The 16866-nt window shown below is 61.2% G+C and carries 14 protein-coding genes and 1 riboswitch; of the genes, 5 read left to right on the forward strand and 9 right to left on the reverse strand.

All coding sequences use genetic code 11. From position 1 onward, the window contains the following. The first annotated feature begins 42 nt into the window (after window positions 1–42). A riboswitch (glycine riboswitch) is annotated at window positions 43–130 on the forward strand. A 141-nt stretch (window positions 131–271) separates the two neighbouring features. The 3 genes from gcvT to gcvP are packed head-to-tail and all read left to right on the forward strand — an operon-like array spanning window position 272 to window position 4654. Then, window positions 272–1411 (forward strand): glycine cleavage system aminomethyltransferase GcvT, encoded by a 1140-nt coding sequence (gene gcvT / locus QN222_RS00770; protein WP_283965734.1) that lies wholly within the window; start codon window positions 272–274, stop codon window positions 1409–1411. A gap of 16 nt (window positions 1412–1427) precedes the next feature. Next, window positions 1428–1790, forward strand: a complete 363-nt coding sequence (gene gcvH / locus QN222_RS00775) for a glycine cleavage system protein GcvH (protein WP_283965735.1) — start codon at window positions 1428–1430, stop codon at window positions 1788–1790. After that, entirely contained in the window at window positions 1790–4654 is a 2865-nt protein-coding gene (gene gcvP, locus QN222_RS00780; RefSeq protein ID WP_283965736.1) for an aminomethyl-transferring glycine dehydrogenase, read from the forward strand. The genes gcvH and gcvP overlap by 1 nt, the downstream gene beginning before the upstream one ends. Before the next feature lie 119 nt (window positions 4655–4773). On the opposite strand, the gene sufA is transcribed toward gcvP, so the two are convergent. The 7 genes from sufA to QN222_RS00815 form a co-directional block, all read right to left on the reverse strand. Continuing rightward, complete coding sequence (sufA, locus tag QN222_RS00785; RefSeq protein ID WP_283965740.1) at window positions 4774–5166, reverse strand: Fe-S cluster assembly scaffold SufA; 393 nt, start codon at window positions 5164–5166, stop codon at window positions 4774–4776. Window positions 5167–5262: 96 nt separating this feature from the next. Then, window positions 5263–5643, reverse strand: a complete 381-nt coding sequence (locus QN222_RS00790) for an SUF system Fe-S cluster assembly protein (protein WP_225106975.1) — start codon at window positions 5641–5643, stop codon at window positions 5263–5265. Window positions 5644–5762: 119 nt separating this feature from the next. After that, on the reverse strand, window positions 5763–7004 hold the full coding sequence (locus tag QN222_RS00795) for a cysteine desulfurase (protein WP_283965737.1): 1242 nt from the start codon (window positions 7002–7004) through the stop codon (window positions 5763–5765). A 13-nt stretch (window positions 7005–7017) separates the two neighbouring features. After that, a complete protein-coding gene (gene sufD, locus QN222_RS00800) occupies window positions 7018–8295 on the reverse strand; it encodes a Fe-S cluster assembly protein SufD (RefSeq protein WP_284005136.1) in 1278 nt (425 codons plus the stop codon). A gap of 22 nt (window positions 8296–8317) precedes the next feature. Next, a complete protein-coding gene (gene sufC, locus QN222_RS00805; protein WP_225106978.1) occupies window positions 8318–9073 on the reverse strand; it encodes a Fe-S cluster assembly ATPase SufC in 756 nt (251 codons plus the stop codon). 77 nt (window positions 9074–9150) lie between these two features. Continuing rightward, window positions 9151–10620: a Fe-S cluster assembly protein SufB gene (gene sufB, locus QN222_RS00810; RefSeq protein ID WP_283965825.1), complete on the reverse strand. Its 1470-nt coding sequence runs from the start codon at window positions 10618–10620 to the stop codon at window positions 9151–9153. A 151-nt stretch (window positions 10621–10771) separates the two neighbouring features. After that, window positions 10772–11938 (reverse strand): cysteine desulfurase family protein, encoded by a 1167-nt coding sequence (locus tag QN222_RS00815; RefSeq protein WP_283965824.1) that lies wholly within the window; start codon window positions 11936–11938, stop codon window positions 10772–10774. Between the two features lie 224 nt (window positions 11939–12162). Here QN222_RS00815 and QN222_RS00820 point away from each other — a divergent pair, with 224 nt between their 5' ends. After that, window positions 12163–12840, forward strand: coding sequence for an alpha/beta hydrolase (locus tag QN222_RS00820; protein ID WP_173513292.1), 678 nt, complete (start codon window positions 12163–12165; stop codon window positions 12838–12840). Between the two features lie 67 nt (window positions 12841–12907). Here the strand turns inward: QN222_RS00820 and QN222_RS00825 are convergent, their stop codons facing one another. Continuing rightward, a complete protein-coding gene (locus QN222_RS00825) occupies window positions 12908–14107 on the reverse strand; it encodes a GGDEF domain-containing protein (protein WP_283965823.1) in 1200 nt (399 codons plus the stop codon). 125 nt (window positions 14108–14232) lie between these two features. Further along, window positions 14233–15408 (reverse strand): anhydro-N-acetylmuramic acid kinase, encoded by a 1176-nt coding sequence (locus QN222_RS00830; RefSeq protein WP_284005137.1) that lies wholly within the window; start codon window positions 15406–15408, stop codon window positions 14233–14235. 170 nt (window positions 15409–15578) lie between these two features. On the opposite strand from QN222_RS00830, the gene tyrS reads away from it, so the two are divergent. Next, window positions 15579–16829, forward strand: coding sequence for a tyrosine--tRNA ligase (tyrS, locus tag QN222_RS00835; protein ID WP_283965872.1), 1251 nt, complete (start codon window positions 15579–15581; stop codon window positions 16827–16829). The last annotated feature ends 37 nt before the right edge of the window (window positions 16830–16866 follow it).

A 16866-nucleotide genomic window follows, 5' to 3' on the forward strand; every position in this document is an offset into this window, starting at 1 on the left:
CATAGGCTCTTGCCAAGTTCCGGCCTTCGCCGTTATCTGGAGACGATCTTGTTGGGAGAAACCGGTTCAATCCGGTGCCGAAGGAGCAACCGCCCCGGAAACTCTCAGGCCAAAGGACCAGCAAGGTGCCGGTAGGACTCTGGAGAGAAGCGGTCACGCTCGCCGAAGGGATAACAATCTCAGGCAAAGGGACAGAGGGGGCTCAAATTTCTCGGCGTTTGACGCCGGTAGTGTGAGCCGGCGCGGGATGCGCCAGACCTGGAGGCCGGATTTGGAAGATATTTCCCATTTGAAGCACACGCCGCTTAACGCGTTGCACCTTTCGCTCGGTGCACGCATGGTGCCCTTTGCCGGCTACGACATGCCGGTGCAATACCCGGAAGGCGTGCTCAAGGAACACCTGCATACCCGCGCCGCAGCGGGCCTTTTCGACGTGTCGCACATGGGCCAGATCGTCGTCCGGCCGAAGTCCGGTCGTATAGAAGACGCAGCGCTGGCGCTCGAAAAATTGGTGCCGGTCGATGTCCTCGGCCTGGCGGAAGGCCGCCAACGCTATGGCTTGTTCACCAATGACGAAGGCGGCATCCTTGACGATCTGATGATCACCAATCTCGGCGATCATCTCTTCCTCGTCGTCAATGCCGCTTGCAAGGACGCGGATTTCGAGCACCTGAAGAAGGGCCTCGGCGATACTTGCGACGTCAAGATGCTCGATGACCGTGCCCTGGTTGCGCTGCAGGGGCCGCGCGCAGAAGCAGTGCTATGCGAGCTCTGGGCTGACGTCGCCTCCATGCGCTTCATGGATGTGGCGGAGGCCGACCTCCACGACGTGAGCTGCATCATTTCCCGGTCCGGCTATACCGGCGAGGACGGCTTTGAAATCTCGATCCCCGTTCAGTCGGCCGTCGACGTGACCCAGCGCCTGCTCGAACATCCGGACGTCATGCCGATCGGTCTCGGCGCGCGCGATTCGCTTCGCCTTGAGGCCGGCCTTTGCCTTTACGGCAACGACATCGACACCGGCACGACGCCGGTCGAGGCGGCGCTCGAATGGGCGATCCAGAAGAGCCGCCGTTCGGGCGGCGATCGGTCCGGCGGCTTCCCGGGTGCCGAGCGCATCCTCTCTGAATTCGCCAATGGAGCCAAGCGCCGCCGTGTGGGGTTGAAGCCCGAAGGCCGCGCGCCGGTTCGTGGCGGCGCCAAGGTTTTCGCTGATGCCGAAGGCAAGATGGCCGTCGGCACCGTCACCTCTGGCGGCTTCGGCCCGAGCGTCGATGGCCCCGTTGCCATGGGCTATGTCGACGCCGACCAGGCCGGAAACGGCACGAAACTGTACGCGGAGGTGCGGGGCAAATACCTGCCGCTTACCGTCACCGCCATGCCCTTTGTAAAACAAACCTACAAACGCTGATCAGGAGAGAGCGCCAATGCTGAAATTCACCGAGGAACACGAGTGGCTGAAGATCGAAGGTGACGTCGCGACCGTCGGCATCACCGAGCACGCAGCCGGGCAGCTCGGCGATCTCGTCTTCGTGGAACTGCCGGAAGCCGGTGCCTCCTTCGCCAAGGGCGATTCGGCCGCGACCGTCGAATCCGTCAAGGCGGCCTCCGATGTCTATTGTCCGCTCGACGGAGAGATCGTCGAGGTCAACCAGGCGATCGTCGACGACCCGTCGCTCGTCAACAGTGATCCGCAGGGTGCTGCCTGGTTCTTCAAGCTGAAGCTCGCCGATCCGAGCGCCGCCAACGCCCTTCTCGATGAAGCGGCCTACAAGGAGCTCGTCGCCTGATGAGCATGCCCAAGGACTTCACCTTTACCGACTACAAGCCTTACGACTTCGCCAATCGGCGTCACATCGGCCCCTCGCCCGCGGAAATGGAGGAGATGCTGAAGGTTGTCGGCTATCCAAGCCTCGACGCCCTCATCGACGATACGGTTCCGCCGGCGATCCGTCAAAAGACGCCGCTCGTCTGGGGCACGCCAATGACCGAGCGCGAGGCGCTCGACAAGCTGCGCGAAACGGCGAACCGCAACCAGAAACTCGTCTCGCTGATCGGTCAGGGCTATTACGGCACAATCACGCCGCCGGTCATCCAGCGCAATATTCTGGAAAATCCGGCCTGGTACACGGCCTACACGCCCTATCAGCCGGAAATCAGCCAGGGCCGGCTCGAGGCGCTGCTCAATTACCAGACCATGGTCTGCGACCTGACTGGCCTCGATGTCGCGAATGCTTCGCTGCTCGACGAGGCGACGGCGGCTGCGGAAGCCATGGCCATGGCCGAGCGCGTTGCGAAATCCAAGGTGAAGACCTTCTTCGTCGACGAGAATTGCCATCCCCAGACGATCGCGCTCCTGAAGACGCGCGCCGCGCCGCTCGGGTGGCGGATCGTTGTCGGTGATCCCTTCGCGGATCTCGATGCCGCCAATGTCTTCGGCGCGATCTTCCAGTATCCGGGCACCTATGGTCACGTTCGCGACTTCACCACGCTGATCGCCAAGCTGCACGAGCAGGGCGCGATCGCGGCTGTCGCGGCCGACCCGCTGGCGCTGGCGCTGCTTAAGTCTCCGGGTGAGATGGGCGCCGATATCGCCATCGGCTCGACGCAGCGCTTCGGCGTCCCCGTTGGTTATGGTGGCCCGCATGCAGCCTATATGGCCGTCAAGGATGCCTACAAGCGCTCGATGCCGGGCCGCCTTGTGGGCGTTTCGGTCGATTCGCGTGGCAACCGCGCCTACCGTCTGTCGCTGCAGACGCGCGAACAGCACATTCGCCGCGAAAAGGCGACGTCCAACATCTGCACGGCGCAGGTGCTGCTTGCCGTGATGGCGTCGATGTATGCCGTTTTCCACGGCCCGAAGGGCATCAAGGCGATTGCCCAGAGCGTTCACCAGAAGACCGTGCGCCTCGCCATGGGGCTGGAAAAGCTCGGCTACACCGTCGAGCCGGATGTCTTCTTCGACACGATCACGATCGAGGTCGGCAAGCTGCAGGGCATCATCCTGAAGACGGCGGTGGCGGAGGAAGTGAACCTTCGGAAGATCGGCAGCACGAAGATCGGCATCAGCCTCGACGAACGCTCGCGGCCGGTGACGCTCGAAGCCATCTGGCGCGCCTTCGGCGGTGATTTCAAGGTGGAAGAGTTCGAGCCGGGCTATCGCCTGCCGCAGCCGCTGTTGCGCACCAGCGAATACCTGACCCACCCGATCTTCCACATGAACCGCGCCGAAAGCGAGATGACGCGCTACATCCGTCGCCTCGCCGACCGCGACCTCGCGCTCGACCGGGCGATGATCCCGCTCGGCTCGTGCACGATGAAGCTCAACGCGACAGCGGAAATGCTGCCGATCAGCTGGCCGGAGTTCTCCGAAATCCATCCCTTCGCTCCGGCGGACCAGGCGCTCGGCTATCGCCACATGATCGAGGATCTGTCGCAAAAACTTTGCGCCGTCACCGGCTATGACGCGATTTCGATGCAGCCGAACTCGGGTGCGCAAGGTGAATATGCCGGTCTTTTGACGATTCGCGCCTATCACATCGCCAACGGCAACGACCATCGCGACGTTTGCCTCATTCCGACCTCGGCGCACGGCACCAACCCGGCCTCCGCGCAGATGGCGGGCATGAAGGTGGTGGTCGTCAAGGTCAGCGACATCGGCGAAATCGACATGGACGATTTCCGTGCAAAAGCCGAGCAACATGCCGACACTCTCTCCTGCTGCATGATCACCTACCCCTCCACGCATGGCGTGTTCGAGGAAAACGTGCGCGAAGTCTGCGAGATCGTTCACAAGCACGGCGGCCAGGTCTATATGGATGGTGCCAACATGAACGCCATGGTCGGCCTTGCCCGACCGGGTGACATCGGCTCCGACGTCAGCCACCTTAACCTGCACAAGACCTTCTGCATTCCGCACGGCGGCGGCGGCCCGGGCATGGGACCGATCGGCGTGAAGGCGCATCTTACTCCCTTCCTCCCCGGTCATCCGGAAACGGACGGTCATGAAGGCGCGGTGTCCGCGGCTCCCTTCGGTTCGGCCTCGATCCTTCCGATCTCCTGGAGCTACTGCCTCATGATGGGCGGCGAAGGCCTGACTCAGGCGACCAAGGTGGCGATCCTCAACGCCAACTATATCGCCGCGCGGCTGAAGGGTGCCTACGATGTGCTCTACAAGTCGGCTAAGGGCCGTGTCGCGCATGAATGCATCATCGACACGCGTCCTCTCGCCGACAGCGCAGGCGTAACGGTCGACGATGTCGCCAAGCGTCTGATCGACTGCGGCTTCCATGCGCCGACCATGAGCTGGCCGGTTGCCGGCACGCTGATGATCGAGCCGACGGAATCGGAAACCAAGGCCGAACTCGACCGGTTCTGCGATGCGATGCTCGCGATCCGCGAGGAGGCCCGCGCCATCGAAGAAGGCCGGATGGACAAGGTCAACAATCCGCTGAAGAATGCGCCGCACACGGTGGAGGATCTCGTCGGCGACTGGGACCGGCCCTATTCGCGTGAGCAGGCCTGCTTCCCGCCGGGCGCCTTCCGGGTCGACAAATACTGGTCGCCGGTCAACCGCGTCGACAACGTCTATGGCGACCGCAATCTTGTCTGCACCTGCCCGCCGATCGAAAGCTACGCGGAAGCGGCCGAGTGATATGGGGCGGAGCGTGCCTCGCGCACGCCCGCGGCACATCAGAAGACATTGGCGGTGTTGAGAACGAAAAAGCCCGGCTTAAAACCGGGCTTTTGCGATTCGTTGGGTTTGCGAAGCGGTCAGTTCGCGCGAACGACGGCATCGCCGCGGGCCGCAAGCGCCGCCAAATCGGCCGGCTTGAGCTCGACGGACTCGCCGCAGCCGCAGGCCGACGTCTGGTTCGGGTTGTTGAAAGTGAAGCCGGAGCGCAGGGCCGTCACTTCGAAATCCATCTGAGTGCCGAGCAGATAAAGCACGGCCTCGGGCGCGACCCAGACCTTTGCTTCAAGATGCTCGACCAGGTCGTCCTTGCTGTTGGGCTCGGTCACCAGATCGACGGCATATTCCATGCCGGCGCAGCCGCCCTTCTTGATGCTTACGCGGATGCCCTTGGCATCGCCTCCAGCATTCTCGACGATCGCTCGCACGCGGCTCGCGGCCGCATCGGTCAAGCTCATCACGGCAAAGCCCATCGGCTTCTTCTCCTTCATGTCACCGGGGTAAAGGCCCGGCGCTTTCCAGAATCTAATGTAGTGCCCGCGTCCTAACGGATCAATATCAGGCTGAACTCAATACCAGCCAAGCGCAACCTGCGCCTCTTCCGACATGCGGTCCGGCGTCCACGGCGGGTCGAAGGTCATCGTCACCTCGACGCCGGAAACGCCTTCGACGGCGCCGACGGCGTTCTCGACCCAGCCCGGCATCTCACCCGCAACGGGGCAGCCAGGAGCGGTCAGCGTCATCTCGATCTTCACCATCCGGTCGTCCTCGATGTCGATCTTGTAGATGAGACCGAGTTCGAAAATATCGGCCGGGATCTCCGGGTCATAGACTGTCTTGAGCGCTGCAATGATGTCGTCGCTGAGGCGCGCCAATTCCTCGGCCGGAATGGCCGAGTGAACGATGCCTTCGCGGACATCGATCTTTTCTTGCGTTGCGTCCAGACTCATATCGGCCTCCTTGGATCACGATGCTGTGGTCGATCGACCCAAATCATGAACGTGATCGATTCTAATAGGTTAGAGCGAGATGCCGGCGGACAACCGCATGCACTTTTCCTCGTCCCGCTCTAGGCAAAAAACTTCCGCGCGTGGTCCAGCGCATCGGCCAGCGCATCGACCTCGGCCCGCGTGTTGTAGAGGCCGAAGGACGCACGGCATGTGGAGGTGACGCCGAAGCGTTTCAAGAGCGGCTGAGCACAATGCGTTCCTGCCCTGACGGCAACGCCGGCGCGGTCGATCACCATCGAAATGTCGTGGGCATGAACGCCGGCAATCTCGAAGGAAAAGATGCTGCCCTTGCCCGGTGCATCACCGAAAACCCTGAGCGAATTGATCGACGACAGCCGCTCGCGGGCGTAGGCGGTGAGATCCGCCTCGTGGGCGCGGATCGCTTCCCGGCCGACCTTATCCATATAATCGAGCGCATAGCCAAGCCCGATCGCCTGCACGATCGGCGGTGTACCGGCCTCGAAGCGGTGCGGCGGCTCGTTGTAGGTGACGCGGTCCTCGGTCACCTCCTCGATCATCTCGCCGCCGCCCATGAAAGGACGCATCTCCTTCAGGCGATCCATCCTGCCGTAGAGCACGCCGACGCCGGACGGACCGTAAAGCTTATGGCCGGTCATAACGTACCAGTCGCAGTCGATGTCCTGAACATCGACCGGCATATGCACAGCGCCCTGGCTACCGTCGATCAGCACCGGAATGCCGCGCTCACGGGCGATGCGGCAGATCTCCTTCACGGGCACGACCGTGCCGAGCGCGTTCGACATGTGGGTGATGGCGATCAGCTTTGTCCGGTCCGTCAGGCACTTGACGAAATCCTCGATGTGAAACGCGCCATCGTCGTCGATCGGCGCCCAGACGAGCTTCGCCCCCTGGCGTTCGCGGATGAAATGCCAGGGAACGATATTCGAATGGTGCTCCATGATCGAGAGCACGATCTCGTCGCCCTCGCTGAGCTTCGGCATGCCGTAGCCATAGGCGACCGTATTGATCGCCTCGGTCGAGGACTTGGTGAAGATGATGTTCTCGGCAGACGGCGCATTCAGGAAGCGGCGAACCTTCTCGCGCGCCGCCTCATAGGCTTCCGTCGCGGCGTTCGACAGGAAATGCAGGCCGCGATGGACGTTGGCATATTCATTGGCATAGGCATGGGCCACGGCGTCGATGACGAGCTGCGGCTTCTGCGCCGATGCGCCGTTGTCGAGGTAGACAAGCGGCTTGCCATAGACCGTCCGCGAAAGGATTGGGAAATCCTTTCTGATGGCTTCGACGTCATAGGCCGGCACCGGCACTATATGTTCCATGTCTTTCGTCCAATCAGGCGTGTTTTTCGAGCCAGGCCGAGATTATGCCTTCCAGCGCCTCAACCAGTTCCTCGTCGTCTTCCAGCTCTTCGACGATCTCGGCGACGAAGGCGTTGACGAGCATCGCGCGGGCCTTGTTCTCCGGAATGCCGCGCGCGAGCATGTAGAAGAGTTGGGTATGGTCGATATCGGTGACCGTCGCACCATGGCCGCATTGGACATCGTCAGCGAAGATTTCCAGCTCCGGCTTTGACGAAAAATCGGCATCGTCGGAAAGCAGCAACGTGTTGCACGACATCTTCGCGTCGGTCTTCTGCGCGTCCTTGGCGACCAGGATCTTGCCCTGGAAAACACCCTTCGCGCGGTCGAAAACGACGTTGCGGATGATCTCCGTCGAGGTCGTATGCGGCACGTCGTGACCAAGCGTGAACGTCACGTCCGTGTGGCTCTCGCCGCCGAGCAGGTTGATGCCGCGCAGCGTCAGGTCGGCGCCCTCCCCGCTGGTCCTGCCGTGGATTTCCTGGCGCACCAGCTTGCCGCCGGCATTGATGATGAAGAGGTGCAGCTTCGCGTCCTTGCCGAGGTCGAAGCGGATCTGGCCGAGATGCGTGTCGGCCGCGCCCTGCTGCTGCACGATGATCCAGATCACGTCGGCACCCTCGGCGAGCGTGACGTCGCTCACCGACGAAACGAAGCTCGGATCCGCATTCGTCGACAGGTGCCGTTCGATCACAGTCGCCTTTGAGCCGGCGCCGAAGGAAACAGGAAAGCGCGTGTGCACGTGGCCGTGACTCTGGACGACCTGAATCTCGAGCGGCGCTTCCAACTCGGTGCCTTCCGCAATCGCGATTTCGAGACCACCGCGAACAAGTCCGCCATTGATCCGGCCGATTGCGTCATCCGAACCGAGCACGGCGAGACCGGCGACAGCCGAACCATCGATCAAGCTTTCGGTGTAGGAGCGTGCCGTCACGCCTTTGGGAAGGCTCTTGAGATCGGCCTGGCCGCTGCGAACAGCAAGCACGGACGAACCCGGAACGACGGCATCGGCCCGATCGGCAAAGGCGGACGGATCGGCGGCAGGCACTGCACGCAGCAAGGTGCGCAGGTCGGTATAATGCCAGGACTCGACGCGACGCGTCGGCAATCCGGCGGTCCGCAGCTCATGAACGAGCGTGTCGCGGAGCGACAGCACAGCTCCGTCGCCGGGCAGATCGCCGATCTGCGCGGTATAGGCATCGACCAGCGCCGTTTCGGCGGCCGTCATCTTGATGGCCTGTTGCATATTCATTCGAACACTCCTTCAACAGGCGTCAGGCTGCTGCCTCGATGAGATCCGCATAACCCTTGGCTTCAAGCTCATGCGCCAGCGTCTTGTCGCCGGACTTGATGACCTGGCCCTTGTAGAGGACGTGGACGGTATCCGGAACGATATAGTCGAGCAGGCGCTGGTAGTGCGTGATCACGACAACGGCGCGATCCGGCGAACGCAGCGCATTGACGCCGTCGGCGACGACCTTGAGCGCGTCGATATCGAGACCGGAGTCGGTTTCGTCGAGCACGCAAAGCTTCGGCTGGAGCAGCGCCATCTGCAGGATTTCCGCGCGCTTCTTCTCACCGCCGGAGAAGCCGACGTTCAGCGGGCGACGCAGCATTTCAGGCGCGATCTTGAGGTCACCGGCCGCTTCCTTGACGAGGCGCATGAATTCCGGTGTCGTCAGTTCGTCCTCCCCGCGATACTTGCGCTGTTCGTTCATCGCCACCTTCAGGAACTGCATGGTGGCGACACCGGGGATCTCGACCGGATACTGGAAGGCGAGGAAAATGCCCTTGGCCGCACGCTCCGAAGCGTCGAGCTCCAGGATGCTTTCGCCGTTGTAAAGGATGTCGCCTTCGGTCACTTCATAGTCTTCGCGCCCTGAAAGCACGTAGGAGAGCGTCGACTTGCCGGAGCCGTTCGGTCCCATGATAGCGGCGACTTCGCCGGCCTTCACGGTGAGGTTCAGGCCGCGGATGATCTCGGTGCCGTCCTCGGCGATGCGTGCATGCAGGTTCTTGATTTCAAGCATTCAAATCGTCCTCTCGGGAAACGAATAATTGTCGCGCGCAGATTCTGGTGCGCGCCGGTTCCTTAATCAGTCCGCGCTTAGCCCACGCTGCCTTCAAGCGAGATGCCGATCAGCTTCTGCGCTTCGACCGCGAATTCCATCGGCAGCTCCTGGATGACTTCCTTGACGAAGCCGTTGACGATCAGCGCGATCGCCGCCTCTTCCGGAATGCCGCGCTGCAGGCAGTAGAACAGCTGGTCCTCGGAAATCTTGGACGTCGTTGCCTCGTGCTCGAACTGCGCCGTTGAATTCTTCGCTTCGATGTAGGGCACCGTATGGGCACCGCACTTGTCGCCGATCAAGAGCGAGTCGCACTGCGTGAAGTTGCGGGCGTTCTCGGCCTTGCGGTGGGCCGAAACCTGACCGCGATAGGTGTTGTCCGAAACGCCGGCGGCGATGCCTTTCGAGATGATGCGGCTCGACGTGTTCTTGCCGAGATGGATCATCTTGGTGCCGGAGTCGACCTGTTGGTGGCCGTTGGACACGGCGATCGAGTAGAACTCGCCGCGCGAGCCATCGCCACGCAGGATGCAGGACGGATATTTCCAGGTGATCGCCGATCCGGTCTCCACCTGAGTCCAGGAAATCTTCGAGTTCTTGCCGCGGCAATCGCCGCGCTTGGTGACGAAGTTGTAGACGCCGCCCTTGCCGTGCTTGTCGCCCGGATACCAGTTCTGCACCGTCGAATACTTGATCTCGGCGTCATCGAGCGCGATCAGCTCGACGACCGCGGCATGAAGCTGGTTCTCGTCGCGCTGCGGTGCGGTGCAGCCCTCGAGATAGGACACATAGGCGCCCTCGTCAGCGATGATCAGCGTGCGTTCGAACTGGCCCGTGTTCTTCTCGTTGATGCGGAAATAGGTCGAAAGCTCCATCGGGCACCGTACACCCTTCGGCACGTAGACGAAGGAGCCATCGGTGAAGACAGCGGAGTTCAGCGTCGCATAGAAGTTGTCCGTCGGCGGAACGACCGAGCCGAGGTACTTCCTGACCAGATCCGGATGCTCGCGGATCGCTTCCGAGATCGACATGAAGATCACGCCGGCCTTCTTCAGCTCTTCCTTGAAGGTTGTGACGACCGAAACCGAATCGAACACCGCATCGACGGCGATCTTCGACTTCTGTACGCCAGCAAGGATTTCCTGTTCCTTCAGCGGGATACCGAGTTTCTCGTAGACCGCAAGGAGCTCCGGGTCGACCTCGTCGAGCGACTTCGGACCCGTCGTGCCCTTCGGCGCGGCATAATAGTGAATGTCGTTGAAGTCGATCTTGGGGTAGCGGACGCGTGCCCAGCTCGGCTCGTCCATCGTCAGCCAGCGGCGATAGGCCTCAAGACGCCACTCCAGCATCCACTCCGGTTCGTTCTTCTTGGTCGAAATGAAACGGATGATCTCCTCGGACAGGCCCTTCGGCGCCTTCTCCATCTCGATATGCGTTTCAAAGCCGTATTTGTACTGGTCCACGTCGATCTTGCGGACCTGATCAATGGTCTCCTGCACGGCAGGCATGTCGTTCTCCAATCTTGCCGGATCCAAGGTCCGGTAGCTTGTCAACACGATGCGAACTTTGCGCACCGCTTATGTAATGGCTAAAAGGCGCTTTTCACCCCATTTGCCAAGCGGAAATTTGCTTTTCCGCAAATTCGTTCAACGTTTTGCCTCATGCGGCCTTTCCGCTTGAGCGACGGCGGGCCGCCACTTTCGCAAACACGGCCGCGCAACGCTGGATTTCGGCCTCCGTCGTTGCCTCGCCGATCGATATACGCAGCGCGCCCTGGCGAGGATCATAGCCCATTGCCGTTAGCACGTGGCTCTGCCCGACCTTGCCGGAGGAGCAGGCCGATCCCGCCGAAAGCGCCACGCCTTCGAGGTCGAAGGCAATCTGGCCGGTTTCCGCTTTCAGGCCCGGAAGCGTGAAAAAGGTCGTGTTGTCGATGCGCGAAACATCGCCTCCATAGATCACCACATCCGGCGCCGACGACCGCATTTCGGCCTCGAGTCGGTCGCGCAATGCGGCAATGGCGGCCATACGTCCGTCTATATTGCCGGCAACCACACGGGCCGCTGCTCCGAAGCCGGCAAGTGCGGGCGCATTTTCCGTACCCGAACGGTGACCTTTCTCCTGTCCGCCGCCGTGGATCAGCGCCGTAGGCATCATGACTTCGCCACGCGCCACGAGCGCACCCGCGCCTTTCGGCCCGCCGATCTTGTGCGAAGAGACGATGAGGAAATCCGCGCCAAGCGCTTCGATCGACAAAGGCAGACGTCCCGCCGCCTGTACGGCATCGACGACCAGGAGGCCGCCATGGGCGCGAACGATGGCGGCGACCTCGACGATGGGCTGGACGATGCCTGTCTCGTTGTTGGCAAGCATCACGGCGACCATCGGTAGTCCGGCCTGGCGATCATGGGCAACAAGCATTGCTTCCAGCGCAGCACAATCGATGACGCCAGCGCTCGTCACCGGCACCTCGCAAACGTCTTCGCGCGTGAAACGCCCGCCCTCGCGGATTGCCGGATGCTCGATCGCCGACGCGTAGAGCTTGGCGATCCTGAGCGGCGTCCGCCCCATGCGGAAATCCGGGGTCAGCACCATATTGGCGGCCTCGGTCGCGCCGCTGGTGAAGGTGACCGAGGCGGCTTGCGCGCCGCAAAGCGCAGCGACATCCCGCCGCGCGCTTTCGACAAGCGCGCGTGTTGCCCTACCCTCGCCGTGAACCGACGACGGGTTGCCGACCTGATCAAGCGCCGACAAGAAGGCCTCGCGCGCTTCAGCCAGAAGCGGCGCCGTGGCGTTCCAGTCCATATAAATGCGCGATCCCGACATCGTTTCTTTCGTTAGGGCAAACGGCTCGGCCGTTACAATCGGTGCTGTTGCATTTTCCTTGAATTTTCCGCGTCGCTTGCCTTATGAGACGAAGCACAAGGCGGAATGCCCGCACCGAAGTTTTGAACGGTTCTAAACTAGGTTTTAGAAAAGCTGACTGCTTTCGTCAAGACAAGATCGGCACTGAAACCGCAATTCGAACCAGAAACATTCCCGGAGAGCCAATGCCCGAGATTATCTTCAACGGACCAGCCGGTCGACTGGAAGGTCGCTACCAGCCTTCGAAGCAGAAGAGCGCCCCGATCGCCATCATCCTGCACCCGCACCCCCAGTTCGGCGGCACGATGAACAACCAGATCGTCTACCAGCTTTTCTACATGTTTCAGAAGCGAGGTTTCACGACGCTCCGGTTCAACTTCCGCGGTATCGGGCGAAGCCAGGGTGAGTTCGATCATGGTGCCGGCGAGCTTTCCGACGCGGCGTCTGCGCTCGACTGGGTGCAGAGCCTGCATCCCGATTCAAAGAGCTGCTGGGTTGCCGGTTACTCCTTCGGCGCCTGGATCGGCATGCAACTGCTGATGCGCCGTCCGGAAATCGAAGGCTTCATGGCGGTCGCGCCGCAGCCGAACATCTATGACTTCTCGTTCCTCGCTCCCTGCCCCTCGTCCGGTCTGATCATCAACGGCGATTCCGACAAGGTTGCCCCCGAGAAGGACGTCAACGGCCTCGTCGACAAGCTCAAGGCGCAGAAAGGCATCCTGATCACGCACAAGACCGTGCCCGGCGCGAACCATTTCTTCAACGGCCAGATCGAGAATCTGATGGCCGAATGCGAAGACTATCTCGATCGCCGCCTTAACGGCGAACTGACGCCGGAACCGGCCGCCAAGCGCATCCGCTGACAGATGGAATTGTACCAAGCCGCCTCGCGTGCGGATGAGCACGCGAGAACGCGCTTAACAATAGGCTCTAGCTCCGTCCGACCCAATGCGGGACCGCCGGCTTCACGACATGTGTCGGCGTGTCGGCACACTCAACCCTGTTCCGGCCAGCGGCCTTGGCGGCATAAAGCGCCTTGTCCGCACGTCGCATGGCCAATTCGAGCGGCTCGTTTACAACGACCGTAGCGACGCCGAAGCTGGCGGTAACCGTCGCGTTGTCAGGCAGGCCGTCAATCTGCATCGATGCCATCGCCGCGCGGATGCCGTGGGCGAGCACACGCGCCTCCGACAGGCTCGTCAGGGGAAGAAACACGGCAAATTCCTCGCCTCCGAGGCGCCCGGCAACGGCCCGGCTCGGCATCAGGTCGCGAAGGAGGCATGAAAACCGCCGGATCACCTCGTCTCCGGCATGATGGCCGTAACTGTCGTTCACCTGCTTGAAATGGTCGAGGTCGGTAAGGATGAGAGCGCCAGGATTTTCGGCGCCGCGTCGCTCCAGCATCGGAGCAAGACGCTCCATGAAGCCCCGGCGATTGTAGAGGCCCGAAAGGGCGTCGATTTCAGAGCTGGCCCGGGCGTCGTCGATGATATCCTTGACCATGACTCCGAGCATTGCGAGGCCGGTTCCGACGATCAGCATGGCTCCAAGAGCCTGCGAAATCAGCGCGAATGGACTTGAGACATAATCTGCTGCCGTTCTTCCTGCGCCTGCTGCCACCGCAGCATAGATCTTTGCAAGATAGTAGGCCGCGCTCAACACCAGAAGCCAGAGCAGAATCCGGTCGGCGTAATTTTTCCGCCGCGACCGGACGATCGCCGACGCGGACCACGCCTGTATCAGGAAGAACGGCATCTGGTAAAAGAAAGCATGCTGCAAGGTGCCGCGCGGAAGTTCGTATATCATGAGATCCACGGTGACCGAACCGATGAAGAAAGCTGCAAGCAGCGCCGGCCGGGCCGGCACCTGATAAAGCAGCCCTAGCCCGACGCGAAGCAGGCTGAATCCTCCGAGGACACTCGCAAAAGCGGCTATCGCGAACAGGCGGGGAAACGGGCTGAAAGGCAGAACGGCTTCAAACACAGCCGCCAAGGAGGCGACAGCGAAACACGCAGCTATCCAGATCGCCGGCCGGCCCGAGCGGCTTTTTGCCGCGACGATGACAAATGCGACCACAAAAATCTGGGCGACAATAAAATTCACGGCCAGAAGGGAAATCGCACCACCCATTCGACAGCTTCCGAACAGCTCCGATTGCGAATCACCGATCCGCGTAAGTCTCACACACGGAAAGCTATCCTACCGGCGGAGTACGAAGAAACAATTAGAACACAAGGAAAAGTGTGAAGTTGCTGTCAGGGCCGCTCGCCGTGTCTTGTCCCTTGATCAGCTTCGGCATCTGCAACCGTCGATGCAAATCGACCGCCACTCACGGGGCGATCGACGCCGGTCGTTTCGGGGTAGGTCAACGGCAAGCCGCGCAGTGACCTCACCGCCAGATAGGCCCACGCCTCGGCCTCCATCGAATCGCCGTTCAATTCCAGTGCTTCAGCAGTAAGCACCCGGCCGTGCGCGGTATCGGCGAGCGTCGTCAGATCCTTCATGATGACCGGATTGAGCCGGCCGCCGCCGCAGATCACATAGGTCGCCGGTGCCTCCGGAAGATGCCCTGCCGATTTGAAAATGGCTGCGGCGGTGACGTAGGCGAGCGTGCGCGCGCCGTCTTCCAGGCCTGCGTCGGCGCCTGAGGGTGGCGCGAAGTCGTTCCGGTCGAGCGAGCGGCGTTTCTCCGCGGTAAAGAACGGATGAGAAAGATACCGATCGGCGAGTTCTGGCACGATCGCGCCTTCGCTCGCGATCATGCCGCCCTGATCATAGGGGACACCGGCATGGGCCTCCACCCATTGGTCGATCAGCGTATTGCCGGGACCGCTGTCATAGGCGGCGATTCGCCGGTCGGCGCCAACGAAGGTGAGGTTGGAGATACCGCCGATGTTGACGAAGACAACCGGCGCGTCGATCTCCCGCTTTTCCGACAGGCCGTGGGCGAGCGCAGCGTGGTAGGCCGGAATGAGCGGCGCTCCCTGGCCGCCATGAACCATGTCGTTGGCCCGCATGTCGTAGACGACGTCGATGTGTGTTTCGCGCGCCAGCAAGTCTCCATCGCCGATCTGCACCGTCAATCCCTCGTCGGGGCGGTGCAGGACTGTTTGCCCATGGAAACCTATTACATCAATACTCTCCGGCAACAGATTGTTTTCACGCAAGAATGCCCTGACTGCCTCCGCATGGCGCAGCGTTAGGTCCCGCTCCAATTGGGCGAGTGTCCCCGGCCTTTCCGTCCGTGCGGTGATCGATCTGGCGTCTTCGAGCCCCTGTTTCAGCCGTGCTCGAAAACGCGCATCGTAGGCGTATCCGGCCGAAGGGCCTCTCTCAACGACGTTCTCGCCGTCGGTCCCGAGCAGTGCGACGTCGATGCCGTCCATGCTCGTGCCGCTCATCAGGCCGATTGCCGTCAAGAGCTTGCCCATTGATTTCCTCCGCGCTGGTCGCCTCGATCGATGCCGGCAGGAACGAGGCGCTGTCCCTCGTCCGCCTCGCCGTTCATAACAAAATGCACGCCAACCAAAAACGTGCACTTTCGACAAAACAATGATAAACGCCGGCCGCAGACGTCCTACCCAGCCGAAAGAAACAGGTCATGTCCGAGTTCAAGTCCGATTTCCTCCATACGCTCAGCGAGCGCGGTTTCATCCATCAGACCTCCGATGATGCCGGGCTCGACGATCTGCTGCGAAAGGAGACTGTAACTGCTTATATCGGATATGATCCCACGGCATCGAGCCTGCATGTTGGACACCTCACCCAGATCATGCTCCTGCACTGGTTTCAGGCAACGGGCCATCGGCCGATCTCGCTGATGGGCGGTGGTACCGGTATGGTCGGAGACCCGTCGTTCAAGGACGAAGCACGGCAACTGATGACAGTCGAGACGATCGAAAACAACATCGCCTCGATTAAGCGCGTTTTCGCCAACTACCTCGATTACGACAACGGTGCGAACCGAGCGTTGATGGTCAACAACGCTGAATGGCTGCGCTCGCTCAACTATCTCGAATTTCTGCGCGATGTCGGCCGCCACTTCTCGGTGAACCGCATGCTCTCCTTCGACAGCGTGAAGACGCGGCTCGATCGTGAACACTCGCTGTCATTCCTCGAATTCAACTACATGATCCTCCAAGCCTACGATTTCGTTGAGTTGAGTAAGCGTTATGATTGTCGCCTTCAGATGGGCGGCTCTGACCAGTGGGGCAACATCGTCAATGGCATCGATCTCGGCCACAGAATGAGCACTCCGCAGCTCTATGCCCTTACCTCGCCGTTGCTCACGACATCCTCGGGCGCGAAGATGGGCAAGTCTGCTTCGGGTGCGGTCTGGTTGAATGCCGAACTGCTATCCGTCTACGATTTCTGGCAGTATTGGCGAAACACAGAGGATGCCGACGTCATTCGATTTATGAAACTCTTTACGAAATTGCCGATGGCGGAAATCAACCGTCTCGCCGCCTTGGGAGGATCGGAGATCAATGAGGCGAAGAAAATCCTGGCAACTGAGGTGACTGCAATTCTTCATGGCCGAGATGCCGCGGAAAATGCAGCCGAAACGGCGCGCAAGACCTTCGAGGAAGGCGCGCTTGCCGAGAACCTGCCATCGGTCGAAGTTCCCGCCTCCGAGCTCGAGGCCGGCGTCGGGCTGCTGACGCTCATCGTGCGGGCCGGGCTGGCGGCCTCCAATGGCGAAGCGCGACGCCACGTCCAGGGCGGTGCTGTCAGAATCAACGATGAAGCGATCAGCGACGAACGTCGTGTCGTTGCATATGACGACATCGCCGGCGGTGTCATCAAGCTTTCGCTCGGCAAGAAGAAGCATATCCTGGTGCGGCCGGCCTGAGCCGCATGGGAGAGTCCTTGGCGCGTCTGATAAGACG

This window comes from Sinorhizobium sp. 6-70, from assembly GCF_030124375.1.
Lineage (GTDB): Bacteria > Pseudomonadota > Alphaproteobacteria > Rhizobiales > Rhizobiaceae > Sinorhizobium.

Excerpts from the sequence above, each read along its gene's own strand:
- gcvH (WP_283965735.1), top strand. The coding sequence starts at position 1,428 with ATGCTGAAATTCACCGAGGAACACGAGTGGCTGAAGATCGAAGGTGAC.
- gcvP (WP_283965736.1), top strand. The coding sequence starts at position 1,790 with ATGAGCATGCCCAAGGACTTCACCTTTACCGACTACAAGCCTTACGAC.
- sufA (WP_283965740.1), bottom strand. The coding sequence starts at position 5,166 with ATGGGCTTTGCCGTGATGAGCTTGACCGATGCGGCCGCGAGCCGCGTG.
- QN222_RS00790 (WP_225106975.1), bottom strand. The coding sequence starts at position 5,643 with ATGAGTCTGGACGCAACGCAAGAAAAGATCGATGTCCGCGAAGGCATC.
- QN222_RS00795 (WP_283965737.1), bottom strand. The coding sequence starts at position 7,004 with ATGGAACATATAGTGCCGGTGCCGGCCTATGACGTCGAAGCCATCAGA.
- sufD (WP_284005136.1), bottom strand. The coding sequence starts at position 8,295 with ATGAATATGCAACAGGCCATCAAGATGACGGCCGCCGAAACGGCGCTG.
- sufC (WP_225106978.1), bottom strand. The coding sequence starts at position 9,073 with ATGCTTGAAATCAAGAACCTGCATGCACGCATCGCCGAGGACGGCACC.
- sufB (WP_283965825.1), bottom strand. The coding sequence starts at position 10,620 with ATGCCTGCCGTGCAGGAGACCATTGATCAGGTCCGCAAGATCGACGTG.
- QN222_RS00815 (WP_283965824.1), bottom strand. The coding sequence starts at position 11,938 with ATGTCGGGATCGCGCATTTATATGGACTGGAACGCCACGGCGCCGCTT.
- QN222_RS00820 (WP_173513292.1), top strand. The coding sequence starts at position 12,163 with ATGCCCGAGATTATCTTCAACGGACCAGCCGGTCGACTGGAAGGTCGC.
- QN222_RS00825 (WP_283965823.1), bottom strand. The coding sequence starts at position 14,107 with ATGGGTGGTGCGATTTCCCTTCTGGCCGTGAATTTTATTGTCGCCCAG.
- QN222_RS00830 (WP_284005137.1), bottom strand. The coding sequence starts at position 15,408 with ATGGGCAAGCTCTTGACGGCAATCGGCCTGATGAGCGGCACGAGCATG.
- tyrS (WP_283965872.1), top strand. The coding sequence starts at position 15,579 with ATGTCCGAGTTCAAGTCCGATTTCCTCCATACGCTCAGCGAGCGCGGT.